The sequence below is a fragment of the Agrobacterium sp. 22-223-1 genome (genome assembly GCF_053522385.1).
In genome coordinates this window covers 156,870-170,369 of record NZ_JBNWCN010000008.1, presented here as the reverse complement: position 1 = coordinate 170,369, position 13,500 = coordinate 156,870, and the positions used below count along the sequence as shown (strand labels likewise).

Here is a 13,500-nt window from a genome sequence, read left to right as displayed (position 1 = left end):
GGTGCTGGCCCGCGCCATCCACGCCCATATCCACCACCGCACCTTCATCAACGGCAACCGCACCGTCGTCTTCCCGCCAAGCCCGGGAAGTTATGCTTCCGAGCGGATGGGGTGAAACCTTCGTCATTGACGAAATGACAACCACAGTTTACATTGCGCCATGCTCACGATCCGGGAAACAAGCGAGTTTGCCGACTGGCTGGCGGGTCTGCGCGATGTGCAGGCGCGCGCCCGCATCGCACGCCGCATTTACCGGCTGGCGGATGGCAATCCCGGAGACGTGAAACCGGTTGGCGAAGGCGTCAGCGAACTCAGGATCGACCTTGGACCCGGATATCGGGTCTATTTTGTCCGGCACGGCGATGTCGTCATCATATTGCTGTGTGGCGGCGACAAGGCGTCACAGTCCCGCGACATCGCCAAAGCCAAGAAACTGGCCAGAGCGCTCAAGGAGTGAGACCATGCCACTTGTGACACGCGATTACGATGCTGCCCGCTACCTTGATAGTGACGAAGCGCTTGCCGCTTACATCGCCGACGCCACAGAGAGCGGCGACGCACAGGAACTTGCGCATGCGCTGGGCGTCGTGGCGCGGGCCAAGGGTATGACTGACCTTTCGAGACAAACCGGCCTTCCCCGCCAGACCTTGTACAAGGCGCTGAGCGGCGAGGGAAATCCGGAACTGGCGACGATTGCCAAGGTCGCCGACGCGCTGGGCTACAGGCTCTCGCTGGTAGCGAAATCGCCTGCGGACACGGCCGCCTGATAAACCCGGCGGGCTACGGCGCCTTTTCCACGCCACCGAACACCACCCGCGCCCTCAGCCCACGCCCCTCCGCGCCATCCTCCAGCGTCAGCCGCCCGCCGAACAGCCCGGCAATCTCTTCGATGATGGCAAGGCCGAGCCCGGCGCCGGGGGCGGCGTTGGCTTCGCCGCGGGCGAAGCGCTGGCGCACCATGGCGCGTTTTTCCGGGGGGATGCCGGGGCCGTTATCCTCCACTTCCAGCCAGACCTCGCCCGCCTGCCTGCCGACGCGGACGGTGACTTCCGCGCCGCGGCCGGCATAGTTGATGGCATTGGAAACGAGATTGCCGATCAGTTCGCCGATCAGGAGCGGCTCGGCGGCAATGGCGACCTCGCCCTCGCCTTCGAAACCGAGATCGATGCCGGCTTCCGCCGCACGCGGCACGAAATCGGCCGTGACATTCTGCGCAACGGCCACGAGATCGATCACGGAAAAATCATGCTTTTCGCTCGAACCGGCGGCATCGATATTGGCCATGCGCAGCAGCTGGGCGAGGATATGTTCGGCATGGGCCACAGACGCCCCACCCTTCAGCGCCGCGGCCTGCGCTTCCTCTAAACTTCCCGCACGGGCGGAAAGCGCAAGTTGGGTGCTGATGATGGCGAGCGGCGTGCGTAGTTGGTGGCTGGCATTGCCGGTGAAATGCCGGAGCGCATCGAGCGCCGATTGCAGCCGCACCATGAAGGAATTGACCGTTTCCACCAGGTTTTCCACCTCCACCGGCACGGATTGGCGGATGGGGTGCAGGTCGTTCGGGCTGCGCTCGGCAATCGCTTCGCTGAGCCGGTAAAGTGGTCTGAGCGAAATCGTCACCGCGATCCAGACGATGATCGCCGCCCCGACGATCATCAACAGCAGGCGCAGCGCCGAGCGCAGGATGATCGCCTGCGCCAGCTGGCTGCGGGCAATGGTGGTTTCGGCGACCGTTACGGAAAAAGGCACGGAATTGATGCCGGTGGAAGCGAAGCGACGGATGGCGGCGATGCGGATCGGTTCATCGCGGAACACGGCATCGCGATAGGCGGGAGTATCGCCCTTCGGGTTCTCCACCGTCGGCAGGTTCTGGTAGCCGGTCAGGAATTGCCCGTTCGGCCCGTCGACACGGTAAAACACCCGGTCCTGTGCGGCCGATGTCAGCATTTCCAGCGCGACATAGGGAATGTCGACTTCCAGCGAACCGTCTTCTGCCACCACCACCCGCTCGGCGATGGCAAGCGCCGAACCTGATAATACCCGGTCCGAAACGACATTGGCGGTATTGACCGCCTCGCGCCAGGTATCGGTCAGCGCAACGCAGCCGATAATGGCGGTGGAAATGAGAAGCCAGCCTAAAAGTCGCCGCCTGAGCGAATAGGCGGCCTGTCTCATTCAGCCATCTCCGGCAGCTTTTCGAGGTAATAACCGATACCGCGCGCCGTCTTCACCGTCAGCCCGTGGGGCGCGAGCCGCTTGCGCAGGCGGCTGACATATTGCTCGATGGCATTGGCGGAAATATCGTCGTCGAAGCCGGTCAGCGACTGAACGATCGCCTCCTTGGCGACGACCTTGCCGGCCCGCATGAACAGCACTTCGAGCAGCGCCACCTCGCGTGCCGGAATATCGAGCGGGCGTCCATCCGCCGAAAAGGTGCGGGAATTGAGATCGAAAAGCACCTTGCCGAAACTCAGCGCCGAGGAGCGCAGCCCGGCATTGCGGCGCAGCAGCACCCGCACCCTCGCCTCGAATTCGGTGATGTCGAAAGGCTTGATCATGTAGTCGTCGGCGCCGAGATCGAGCCCCTTGACCTTTTCCTCCGGCGTGCCGCGCGCCGTTAGGATGAGCACCGCCGCCTTGTCCTGGCGCGAGCGCATGGAGCGCAGCACCTCGATACCGTCCATTTCCGGCAGGTTGAGATCGAGAATGACCAGATCAAAGCTTTCCGCCGCAATCGCCGCATCGGCGGAAGCGCCATCGGACACCACATCCACCGCATAACCGCTGCCGCGCAGCAGCGCCGACAGCCCCTCCGACAGCACCTGATTGTCCTCGACCAGCAAAATACGCAAATCTTCCCTCCCACAGCATTGCCGAGTTTAACCAGACCCTTACCGCTTGTGAATGGCCAGCGCCTGCTGCATGATCTTTTCCATGCGTATCTGCCTTCTCCTCTGTCTCTGTCTTTGCATGGCCTCGCCCGCCCTTGCGCAAGTCGCCATCTTTCCGGCACCCTCCGGCAAGGCGGATGCCGAGACGCTGGTGGTCTATTCCTCGCTGGATGAGCCGCTGGCGACGCCGATGATCGAGGGTTTCCAGAAGGCCAATCCCGATATCGCCGTCCATTATGAGGATATGCTGACCGGCGAGATTTACGACCGCATCGTGAAGGAAACCGACGCCGGCAAAAAGACCGCCGATTTCGCCTTTTCCTCCGCCATGGATCTGCAGGTGAAGCTGAGCAATGACGGTTATGCCCAGCGCTCGGATCTCGCCATGAGCGCCCGCTGGCCCGCCTGGGCGAACTGGCGCAATACCGCTTATGCGCTGACCTTCGAGCCGGCGGTTTTCGTTTATCACAAGCCGAGCTTCACCACCGAAGAACCGCCAGCCAGCCGCGCCGAATTCGTCGATTATCTCGAACGCCACGCCAAGCAAGTGCATGGCCGCATCGCCACCTACGACATCGAACGCTCCGGCGTCGGCTTCCTGTTCATGTCGCGCGATCAGGAGCAGTTCGGCGATATATGGAACGTCATCAAGGCCATGGGCGCGGCGGGCGTGAAGGTCTATTCCACCTCCTCGGCCATTCTGGAGCGCGTCTCCGACGGGCGCTTCGTGCTGGGCTACAATATTCTTGGCTCCTATGCGGCCGACTGGGCCTCGCGCCACCCCGATGTCGGCATCGTGCTGCCGAAAGACTATACCGTCGTCATGTCGCGCATCGGTCTGGTGCCGGAAGCCGCCGCCAACCCGGCGCTCGGCCGCCGTTATCTGGAATTCTTCATGTCGAAGGAGGGCCAGACGATCATGGCGCGGCAGTTGCAGATTCCCGCCGTCAGCCCGGAAGTGGCGGGAGAAAACACCGCCAACACCATGCAGGCCATCCACGGCGCACAATTGCGCCCCGTGCCCGTCAGCCCCGGCCTGATGGTCTATCTGGATCAGGTCAAGCGCAGCCGCCTGATCGAGCGCTGGAACGAGGCGTTGCGGTCGCAATAGGTTTGAGCGCCCACCATCCCTCATTCCTGTGCTTGTCACAGGAATCCAGCCAGCCCCAGTCTTTGGGCTGAAAAGACTCCTCTCGCCGCGCAGACGCGCGCCGGCTGGATCCCTGTGACAAGCACAGGGATGAGGGAGCGGCAAGCTTTGAAAGCGCCATCCCACACGCCACAGTAGACGTCCGATACAAATTAATAGAGAGTAAATGCGCAAGGACTTGCGTAGCGTCAGTTAGATGACAGCTTTCTGTGATGCTCTGCAATTCTTCTTCATTCCGTGGAGGCGGAAGAAGATGCGGGAGGAAATCCAGGATTGCCAAGGCCCCACGCTGAGCATTCAGCGCCGGCGCAGACGCGTCCGAAAAGCCCCCCGCATAAACGAAAAACGACGCCCAAAAGGGCATCCTGAGGAGGGTTTTCCAAGTGAAGCATTTTCTTATCGGCACATTTCTGGCGGGCGTGATCGCGCTTCCGGCGGTTGCAGCGGATTACACCATCATCGCCCCGGCCAATCCCGGCGGCGGCTGGGACCAGACCGCGCGCTCCCTGCAGACCGTGCTGCAGGAAGAAGGCATTTCCAAGAGCGTTCAGGTGCAGAACGTACCGGGCGCCGGCGGCACCATCGGTCTTGCGCAGTTCGCCAGCCAGCAGAAGGGCAACCCGAACGCCCTCATCGTCGGCGGTTACGTGATGGTCGGCGCGATCCTCACCAACAACGCGCCCGTCACCCTTAAGGAAGTTACGCCGATCGCCCGTCTGACCGGCGAATATGAAGCCATCGTCGTTCCGGCATCCTCGCCGCTGAAGACCATCGGCGACCTCGTCGACCAGCTCAAGAAGGATCCGGGCAGCGTTTCCTGGGGCGGCGGCTCCGCCGGCGGCACCGACCACATCGCGGTTGGCCTGATTGCCAAGGCGGCCGGCGTCGACCCGACCAAGATCAACTACATCGCTTACTCCGGCGGCGGCGAAGCGCTTGCCTCGATCCTCGGCTCGCAGGTAACTGCCGGTATTTCGAGCTACGGCGAATTCGAAAGCCAGGTAAAGGCCGGCACGCTGCGCCTGCTCGCCGTTTCCAGCGAAGAGAAGCTGGAAGGCGTCGATGCGCCGACGCTGAAGGAAAGCGGTCTCGATGTCGTCGTCCAGAACTGGCGCATGGTCGCCGCTCCTCCCGGCCTGACGCCGGAGCAGGAAAAGGCCGTCAATGCCGACATCGAAAAGCTGGTGAAGTCCGCCAAGTGGCAGGAAACCCTGAAGACCAAGAGCTGGATGGACACCTATCTCGCCGGTGACGAATTCAAGGCGCAGCTCGCCAAGGATACCGACGCCACCGCCGCCATCCTCAAAGACATCGGACTGGTAAAATGAGCCAGGGTTCCAACCCTTCGCAGCATCAAAAGCGCCGCCCTGACTGGGCGGCGCTGGCGATCGCCATCTTCCTCGTCATCATCGCCTCGGTGATCTTCTGGGACAGCGCGCGCCTCGCCAGCGTCACCGGCTATTCGCCGGTTGGCCCGGCAACGGTGCCTTATGCTATCGGCTTCTGTCTTATCGGCCTGGCGCTGTGGACAGCCATCGAGGCCTGGCGCGGTGATTTTCCCGAACGCGACAAACAGGAAATCGCCCCGGTTATCTGGGTCGTCGCCGGCCTTGCCGCACAGATGCTGCTGCTGAACATTGCCGGTTTCTCCATCGCCACCGGCCTGCTCTTCGCCTTTACGGCGCGCGCCTTCGGCAAACGCAAGCTCTGGTATTCGATCCCCATCGGCATCGCCCTGAGCTTCTTCATCTGGTTCATCTTCGCGCGGCTGCTGCAGCTTTCACTGCCCGCCGGGCCTCTGGAACGGCTGCTCTTCTAACAGCCATTCCGACCAAAATTCGAGATCACAGGAACAATTGGCGCGCGATGACGCAAAAGCCAGTCGTTCCGCCCGCCCATCGGGTCCACTTGGGGGACATCTGTCCATGAGTACCTTTGAATTCCTGCTGCACGGTCTTGAGGTTGCCGCCCAACCCATGAACCTGCTCTATGCGCTGATCGGCGTCACGCTCGGCACCGCCGTCGGCGTCCTGCCCGGTATCGGCCCTGCGCTGACCGTGGCGCTGCTTCTGCCCGTCACCTACCGGCTCGATCCCGCCGGTTCGCTCATCATGTTCGCCGGCATCTATTATGGCGGCATGTATGGCGGCTCGACCACCTCGATCCTGCTCAACACGCCGGGCGAAAGCGCCTCGATCGTGACTGCGCTCGAAGGCAACAAGATGGCCCGCAAGGGCAGAGGCGGTCCGGCGCTGGCCACCGCCGCCATCGGCTCCTTCGTCGCCGGCCTCATCGCCACCATCGCGCTCGCCTTCATCGCGCCCTATATCGTCAAGCTGGCGCTGGTCTTCGGCCCGCGTGAATATTTCGCGCTGATGGTGCTCGCCTTCGTCACCGTTTCCTCCGCCTTCGGGGACTCGGCGCTGCGCGGCCTTACCTCGCTGTTCATCGGCTTTGCGCTTGCCATCGTCGGCATCGACCAGCTGACCGGCCAGACCCGCATGAGCTTCGGCATTCCCGACCTGCTCGACGGCGTGGAAGTGACGACGCTTGCGGTGGCCATGTTCGCCATCGGCGAAACGCTGTTCATCGTCGCCCAGGGCAGCACCGGCCCGGACAAGGTCGAAGCCGTGAAAGGCTCCGTCTGGATGAGCGCGCAGGACTGGGCACGCTCCTGGAAAGCCTGGCTGCGCGGCACGCTGATCGGCTTCCCCATCGGCGCCATGCCGGCGGGCGGCGCTGAAATCGGCACCTTCCTGTCCTACGCCACCGAAAAGAAGCTGACCAAATATCCGGAAGAATTCGGCCATGGCGCCATCGAAGGTGTGGCCGGTCCGGAAGCCGCCAACAATGCGTCCGCCGCCGGTACGCTGGTTCCGCTCTTGACGCTCGGCCTGCCGACGACGGCGACCGCCGCCATCATGCTCGCCGGCTTCCAGCAATATGGCCTCCAGCCCGGCCCGCTGCTGTTCGCAACCAATCCGCAGCTCGTCTGGGGCCTGATCGCCAGCCTGTTCATCGCCAACCTGATGCTGCTGGTTCTGAACCTGCCGCTCGTCGGCCTGTGGGTGAAGCTGCTGACCATTCCGAAGCCCTGGCTTTATGCCGGCATCCTGCTGTTTGCGACGCTCGGCACCATCGGCGCCAACCCGTCGGTCTTCGAACTCGGCATGCTGCTCGCCTTCGGCATCCTCGGCTATATCATGCGCATCTTCGGTTATCCGATTGCGCCTGCGGTCGTCGGCCTCATCCTCGGCCCGCTTGCGGAACAGCAGCTGCGCCGCGCGCTCGCCATCGGTCAGGGCGATCCGACGGTACTGTTCACCTCGCCGATTGCCGTTGGTCTCTTCATCGTGGCAGCCGCCGCCTTCATCATCCCGCTCATCATGCGTATCCGCGGCCGTGGCGAGGTGCTGACGCAGCTTGCCGCCAACGAGGACTGAGAAACCAAGAGCCTCCCAAGGCAACTGGCCCCGTATCTCCGGATGCGGGGCCTTTTTTATTCACGCCAACGGGATGTGTGATGCACGCACGCCCATGATAGAATTACGCCAACCGCAGGAGAAAGACATGCGCACGATTGCGATCATGATGGTTCTGGCGCTTGCCGGCTGCACCACCGCCCCCGACGTCGAGCCCATTCCCGGCAGCATCACCTATGGTGGACAGCCGCGCACCAAATTGACCAAGTCCCCCATCGGCAGCACGCTCAGCAACGAATTCGTGATGGACGACGGGCGGCTGGCCATCGAAACCTACCGCGTGCAACCGGATCGGTCGCTGAAACTGGAGAGGCGCGAAATCGTCGGCGACTGGCCGCCGGATTGAGGCGTGCGGACACAGACCGGGTTAGCGACGCGTGCGAAAACGGTGCTTCCGTCATCCTCGGCCTTGTGCCGAGGATCTGCGACCTATCGATTTGTTCAACGTGATTAGATCCTCGGCACAAGGCCGAGGATGACGTCCGGAGAGATTGCAAGCCATGCTATTCCTCCCAGACATTTCCCGCTCACGGCAATTCAGAACCGTTCTAAAACATAATTTTGATTTCCGCCGACCTTGCCAATAAAGCTGATCACCAACATCAAGTTAACCCGGCGGGATCATATCCGCCGGCTCGGAACATAGTGCAAGGGACATATAAGTGGCCATCAACTTCACCTTCCCCGTTCGGCTGCTGGCGGCAGCGGCCTTCAGCCTCGGCGCGATGACGGCAAGTGCCGAAGAAATGACGATCAAGCACGCGCAGGGCGAGACCGTGCTGAAGGCGGCGCCGAAGAAGGTTCTGGTTCTCGATATTCCCTCGCTCGACAATCTCGATGCGCTCGGCGTCGAGCCCGCCGGTGTCGTCGGCTCCAACCTGCCCACCTATCTGCAGAAATATGCCGATGGCAAATATCTGAAGGTCGGCACGCTGTTTGAGCCCGATTATGAGGCGATCAATGCGGCAGAGGCCGATCTGGTCATCGTCGGCGGCCGTTCGCGGGCGAAATATCCGGACGTTGCGAAGATCACGCCCACCATCGACATGTCGGTGGATTCCAAGGAATTCATCGGCAGCGTCAAAGCCAACATCACCAAGCTCGGCGATATCTTCGGCAAGCAGGAAGAAGCCAGGAAGCTCGACGCCGCCATCGATGAAAAAGTGGCCAAGCTGAAGGAAATCGCACCCAACTCCGGCACGGCGATGATCCTCGTCACCAATGCCGGCAAGGTCGGCGTTTATGGCCCGAGCTCGCGCACCGGCTGGCTGCATACCGAAATCGGCTTCAAGCCGGTCGCAGCCGACATCGACGACCGTTTCGACCGCGGCGATGTCGTCTCCTTCGAATATCTGGCCGAGGTCAATCCCGAATGGCTGTTCGTGATCGACCGCGATGCCGGCATCGGCCGCGCCACGGATCCGGGCAAAGCGGCCGCGCAGGTGCTGGATAACGAGCTGGTGCACCAGACCAATGCCTGGAAGAAAAAGCAGATCGTTTATCTCGACCCACAGGCGGCCTATATCGTCAGCAGCGGTTATACGGCGCTCTCCACCCTGCTCGATCAGGTCTACAAGGCCGTATCCGAGAAGAAGTAGTAGCAACCGCGCGCCATCTGCTCCACACTCGACGTCATCCTCGGGCTTGTCCCGAGGATCTACCAAGGTATCGTAGAATCAATAGGTTGCAGATCCTCGGGACAAGCCCGAGGATGACGGAGAGAGGTTTGTAGCCTCACCGTAACCTGCGGGGTTGCCGGGAGCTTTCACCATTTTCGAAAAATCGCCGAAGTGAAATCCCTGTCTCTCATCCTTGCCCTTCTTCTGGCCCTGGTGCTCGCCATCACCAGCCTGTTCGTCGGCGTCAGCAATGTCTCGCTCGCCACTCTCTTTTCGCCTGATACCAGCGCGGACGCGCTGCGCGTGCTGCTCGTCAGCCGCATTCCGCGTACGCTGGCGCTGATCCTGGCCGGAAGCTCGATGGCGATTGCCGGGCTCATCATGCAGATGCTGGTGCGCAACCGCTTCGTGGAACCTTCGACAGCGGGCACCACCGAATCCGCCGGCCTCGGCCTTCTCACCGTCACCCTGCTGGCGCCGGACACGCCGATCTTCGGCAAGATGCTGGTGGCCGCCGTCTTCGCGCTCGCCGGCACCGCGCTGTTCCTGCGTATCCTGCGGCAGGTGCCGCTGCGCGACGTGCTGCTGGTGCCGCTGATCGGCATCATGCTCGGCGGCGTCATTTCCGCCGTCACCACCTTCTTCGCTTATCGTTTTGATCTCTTGCAATCGCTGGGCGCGTGGATGACGGGGGATTTTTCCGGCGTGCTGCGCGGCCGTTATGAATTGCTGTGGATCGGCTTCCTTTTCGCCATCGCCGCCTATCTCGCCGCCGACCGTTTCACCGTCGCCGGCATGGGCCGCGATTTCACCACCAATCTTGGCCTCAACTATCGTCGGGTCATGGCGCTCGGCCTCACCATCGTCTCGCTGGTCAGCGCGGTCGTCGTCGTCACCGTCGGCATGATCCCCTTTCTCGGGCTGATCGTGCCGAATGTCGTCAGCCTGATGATCGGCGACAATATGCGCCGGTCGGTACCCTGGGTCGCGACGCTGGGCGCGGTCTTTGTGCTTTCCTGCGACATCATCGGCCGCACCGTGCGTGCGCCTTACGAAATACCCATCGGAACCGTGGTCGGCGTCATCGGCAGCGCGCTGTTCCTCTATCTCCTGCTGCGGAAACGCCACCATGCGTGAGAGACATCCCGACCGGCGTGCAAAAACCGTTCTGCTCGTACTTGCGGCATTCGCACTCATCTCCATGGCCGCCTTCATGACACTGGGCGCCAAGGGCAGCTGGAGCTTCGTGCTGCCGTTTCGCGGCATCAAGCTTCTGTCGCTGCTGCTGGTGGCCTATGCCATCGCGGTCTCCACCGTGCTGTTCCAGACGGTCACCAACAACCGCATCCTCACCCCCTCGGTCATGGGTTTCGATTCGCTTTATGTGCTGATGCAGACCGGGCTGATCTTCGTCTTCGGCTCGGCAACCGTTGTCATGATCGATCCGCAACTGAAGTTTCTCGCCGAAACCAGCCTGCTCGTCGCCTTTTCCGCCCTGCTCTATCGCTGGCTTTTCGTCGGCGCGGAACGCAGCCTGCATCTTCTGGTGCTGGTGGGCATCGTCTTCGGCGTCTTCTTCCGCAGCCTCTCGGGTTTCATGCAGCGCGTGCTGGACCCCAATGAATATACAGTGCTGCAGGATGTGCTGTTCGCCAGCTTCAATTCGATCGATCCGACGCTTCTTGCCGTCTCCGCCATCATCATCGGCGTGGTGACCATCATCGGGCTCAGGCTCATGCACACGCTCGACGTCCTCTCGCTCGGCCGCGCAACGGCCATCAGCCTCGGCGTCGAATATAAGCGCACGGTCACCATCATCCTCGTGCTGGTCTCCGTGCTGGTCGCCGTCTCCACCGCTCTCGTCGGCCCGGTCATGTTCTTCGGCCTGCTGGTCGCAGCCCTTGCCCATTATCTCACCGGCAACGGCAAACACGCCTATGTGCTGCCGGCCGCAATCCTCATCGCCGTGATCTGCCTCGTTGGCGGCCAGGTGGTGCTGGAGCGGGTCTTCGCCTTCGATACGGCGCTCTCGATCATCATCGAATTTCTCGGCGGCATCGTCTTTATCGGTCTTATTTTGAAGCGGGGTGCGCGATGATCATCGCCAGTCAGATCAGCAAATCCTATGGCGACAGCCTCGTCGTCGATGGCGTCTCCGTCTCCATTCCGGCAGGCGGCGTCACCTCCATCATCGGGCCGAATGGTGCGGGAAAATCGACCCTGCTTTCCATCGTCGCAAGGCTGATGTCGATGGATGCCGGAACGGTGACCGTCGACGGGCTGGATGTCACGAAAACCCCTTCCGACACGCTGGCAAAGCGGCTCTCCATATTGCGGCAGGACAACCACATCTCCTCACGCCTGACAGTGCGCGATCTCGTCGGTTTCGGCCGTTACCCCTATTCCAAGGGCCGCCCCACCATCGAGGACAAGGTCCATATCGACCGTGCGCTGGAATATCTGCATCTCGAAACCCTTGCCGGCCGGTTTCTGGACGAGCTTTCCGGCGGCCAGCGCCAGCGCGCCTTCGTGGCCATGGTGCTGTGCCAGGATACCGATTACGTGCTGCTCGACGAGCCGCTCAACAATCTCGACATGAAACACGCCTCCGGCATGATGAAGATAATGCGCCGCGCCGCTGACGAGCTGAAGAAGACCGTGGTTCTGGTGCTGCACGACATCAACTTCGCCTCCTGGTATTCCGACACCATCATCGCCATGCGCGAGGGCCGCATCTGCCATCAGGGGCCGGCGGAAGAGATCATTCGCCCGGACATCCTCAAGGACATCTATGACATGCCGATCCGCGTCAATGAGATAGACGGCCGGCGCATCTGCCTGTTTTACGAATGACATGATGATTGTGCAGGATTTTTGCTGTCCCGGTGCTTAGCATGGAACAGGGCCACTGGCCCGGACGTTAAACGACGGACTTTTCCAAAGCGGCATTCCGTCCGCAACTTCAGGAGACATCGATGAAGACGCACAAGACGAAGAACGACCTGCCTTCCAACGCCAAGTCGACCGTGATCGGCATTCTGAACGAATCGCTGGCCTCGGTGATCGACCTTGCACTCATCACCAAGCAGGCGCACTGGAACCTCAAGGGCCCGCAATTCATCGCCGTGCATGAACTTCTCGACACCTTCCGCACCCAGCTCGACAATCACGGCGATACCATCGCCGAGCGTGTGGTCCAGCTTGGCGGCACGGCGCTCGGCAGCCTGCAAGCGGTCTCGTCCACGACGAAGCTCAAGGCCTATCCGACCGATATCTACAGGATCCACGACCATCTGGACGAACTGATCGAGCGTTATGGCGAAGTCGCGAACATGATCCGCAAGGCAATCGACGATTCCGACGAGGCGGGCGACCCGACGACGGCGGACATCTTCACCGCCGCCTCGCGCGATCTCGACAAGTCGCTCTGGTTCCTCGAAGCGCATGTGCAGGAAAAGAGCTGAGCGGAAAACGGCTCTTGCCTCCCCAAACAGCAAAGCGCCCGGATACCCGGGCGCTTTTTTTTAAACGGAATGGCGCAATCAATGCCGGCGTAAGACCGCAAGCCCTATATCGCGCAACATTTCATGGTCGAGAATGCCGCGCTGGGCGCTTCGGATCAAAACCGCTGCGCACTCATTGGCAACATGGCTGCTGCGATCTTGAAGGCACTCGAAACATACGCCATCGAAAATATTCTGTAGATCGGTGATCTGCTCTGGCGACAATTGTGCGCCAACTCTTTCAAAAGCTGCGTACGACAAGGCTCATCCTCCCGATGATGATATGCCAAGTATCGTTCCCAATATCGTTTCGATTTTTTCGTGGACAGGAAATTTGTACACCCGAACGAATCACTTGTCGAATCAGATTTTAACCAAATGTAAATAGGTTATTTTCTGGCCTTCCCGCCGATCGCCACTCCTATGACGGGGAGATAAAAACCAGCTGAAACAATATCTTCAGCGGAAATTCCCTGCGCTTCAGCCCGTGATGGCCGCCAGATTTCAGATAAATCCGCAGACAGGCGGATTTCCACCGAAACCGCAAAAGAAACTGTTGCATTCCAAAAACGATTGAGCGATATAGCACCCGTCGCCGCTTCGGCGGCCCACGGTTCAGCGAACTACCCCGGACCGGTGGATTTGAGCGGGTGTAGCTCAGGGGTAGAGCACAACCTTGCCAAGGTTGGGGTCGAGGGTTCAAATCCCTTCGCCCGCTCCAAATTTCCAGAACAGGCAGATATATCTTCACTGCACCCGATGTGAAACGCGTCGTTTCCATGGGCTGTGACGCGCATTGCCGCGCGAAATGCGCGAGGATTTCCCACGCATGGGCAAACCGGGAAGGGCGTTCCC

At 61.2% G+C, this 13,500-nt stretch carries 15 protein-coding genes, 1 tRNA gene and 1 pseudogene; 14 read left to right on the top strand and 3 right to left on the bottom strand.

From position 1 onward, the window contains the following. The 3 genes and pseudogenes from purU to ACQZ60_RS24820 all read left to right on the top strand — a co-directional run. A pseudogene (gene purU, locus ACQZ60_RS24830) lies at positions 1-115 on the top strand (formyltetrahydrofolate deformylase); the annotation flags it as partial. A 45-nt stretch (positions 116-160) separates the two neighbouring features. Further along, positions 161-457, top strand: a complete 297-nt coding sequence (locus ACQZ60_RS24825; protein WP_448736331.1) for a type II toxin-antitoxin system RelE/ParE family toxin — start codon at positions 161-163, stop codon at positions 455-457. Positions 458-461: 4 nt separating this feature from the next. Next, positions 462-767, top strand: coding sequence for an addiction module antidote protein (locus tag ACQZ60_RS24820; protein WP_026363923.1), 306 nt, complete (start codon positions 462-464; stop codon positions 765-767). A gap of 13 nt (positions 768-780) precedes the next feature. On the opposite strand, the gene ACQZ60_RS24815 is transcribed toward ACQZ60_RS24820, so the two are convergent. Together ACQZ60_RS24815 and ACQZ60_RS24810 are read right to left on the bottom strand one after the other, a co-directional pair. Continuing rightward, positions 781-2,175: a sensor histidine kinase gene (locus ACQZ60_RS24815; protein ID WP_448736330.1), complete on the bottom strand. Its 1,395-nt coding sequence runs from the start codon at positions 2,173-2,175 to the stop codon at positions 781-783. After that, the gene (locus tag ACQZ60_RS24810) at positions 2,172-2,852 is read right to left on the bottom strand and encodes a response regulator (RefSeq protein WP_003491888.1); all 681 of its coding nucleotides are present in this window, start codon (positions 2,850-2,852) and stop codon (positions 2,172-2,174) included. The genes ACQZ60_RS24815 and ACQZ60_RS24810 overlap by 4 nt, the downstream gene beginning before the upstream one ends. Before the next feature lie 52 nt (positions 2,853-2,904). Between ACQZ60_RS24810 and ACQZ60_RS24805 the strand changes: the two genes are divergently transcribed. The 10 genes from ACQZ60_RS24805 (at position 2,905) to dps (ending at position 12,606) form a co-directional block, all read left to right on the top strand. Beyond that, positions 2,905-4,002, top strand: coding sequence for an ABC transporter substrate-binding protein (locus ACQZ60_RS24805; protein ID WP_416172059.1), 1,098 nt, complete (start codon positions 2,905-2,907; stop codon positions 4,000-4,002). A gap of 422 nt (positions 4,003-4,424) precedes the next feature. Next, positions 4,425-5,369, top strand: coding sequence for a Bug family tripartite tricarboxylate transporter substrate binding protein (locus ACQZ60_RS24800; protein ID WP_020809150.1), 945 nt, complete (start codon positions 4,425-4,427; stop codon positions 5,367-5,369). After that, entirely contained in the window at positions 5,366-5,860 is a 495-nt protein-coding gene (locus tag ACQZ60_RS24795) for a tripartite tricarboxylate transporter TctB family protein (protein WP_003491894.1), read from the top strand. The genes ACQZ60_RS24800 and ACQZ60_RS24795 overlap by 4 nt, the downstream gene beginning before the upstream one ends. A gap of 106 nt (positions 5,861-5,966) precedes the next feature. After that, complete coding sequence (locus tag ACQZ60_RS24790) at positions 5,967-7,484, top strand: tripartite tricarboxylate transporter permease (protein ID WP_020809148.1); 1,518 nt, start codon at positions 5,967-5,969, stop codon at positions 7,482-7,484. A 127-nt stretch (positions 7,485-7,611) separates the two neighbouring features. Beyond that, the gene (locus ACQZ60_RS24785) at positions 7,612-7,869 is read left to right on the top strand and encodes a hypothetical protein (protein ID WP_269832390.1); all 258 of its coding nucleotides are present in this window, start codon (positions 7,612-7,614) and stop codon (positions 7,867-7,869) included. Positions 7,870-8,185: 316 nt separating this feature from the next. Then, positions 8,186-9,121: a siderophore ABC transporter substrate-binding protein gene (locus ACQZ60_RS24780; protein WP_448736329.1), complete on the top strand. Its 936-nt coding sequence runs from the start codon at positions 8,186-8,188 to the stop codon at positions 9,119-9,121. 192 nt (positions 9,122-9,313) lie between these two features. After that, on the top strand, positions 9,314-10,279 hold the full coding sequence (locus ACQZ60_RS24775) for an ABC transporter permease (protein WP_448736328.1): 966 nt from the start codon (positions 9,314-9,316) through the stop codon (positions 10,277-10,279). Continuing rightward, positions 10,272-11,240, top strand: a complete 969-nt coding sequence (locus tag ACQZ60_RS24770; RefSeq protein WP_142779700.1) for an iron chelate uptake ABC transporter family permease subunit — start codon at positions 10,272-10,274, stop codon at positions 11,238-11,240. The genes ACQZ60_RS24775 and ACQZ60_RS24770 overlap by 8 nt, the downstream gene beginning before the upstream one ends. Continuing rightward, on the top strand, positions 11,237-11,995 hold the full coding sequence (locus ACQZ60_RS24765) for an iron ABC transporter ATP-binding protein (RefSeq protein WP_448736327.1): 759 nt from the start codon (positions 11,237-11,239) through the stop codon (positions 11,993-11,995). The genes ACQZ60_RS24770 and ACQZ60_RS24765 overlap by 4 nt, the downstream gene beginning before the upstream one ends. Positions 11,996-12,117: 122 nt before the next feature. Beyond that, positions 12,118-12,606: a DNA starvation/stationary phase protection protein Dps gene (gene dps / locus ACQZ60_RS24760; protein WP_448736326.1), complete on the top strand. Its 489-nt coding sequence runs from the start codon at positions 12,118-12,120 to the stop codon at positions 12,604-12,606. Between the two features lie 78 nt (positions 12,607-12,684). Here the strand turns inward: dps and ACQZ60_RS24755 are convergent, their stop codons facing one another. Beyond that, positions 12,685-12,906 (bottom strand): hypothetical protein, encoded by a 222-nt coding sequence (locus ACQZ60_RS24755; protein ID WP_004443464.1) that lies wholly within the window; start codon positions 12,904-12,906, stop codon positions 12,685-12,687. Between the two features lie 385 nt (positions 12,907-13,291). Here ACQZ60_RS24755 and ACQZ60_RS24750 point away from each other — a divergent pair. Continuing rightward, positions 13,292-13,366: transfer RNA gene (locus ACQZ60_RS24750), tRNA-Gly, on the top strand. Positions 13,367-13,500: the final 134 nt, after the last annotated feature.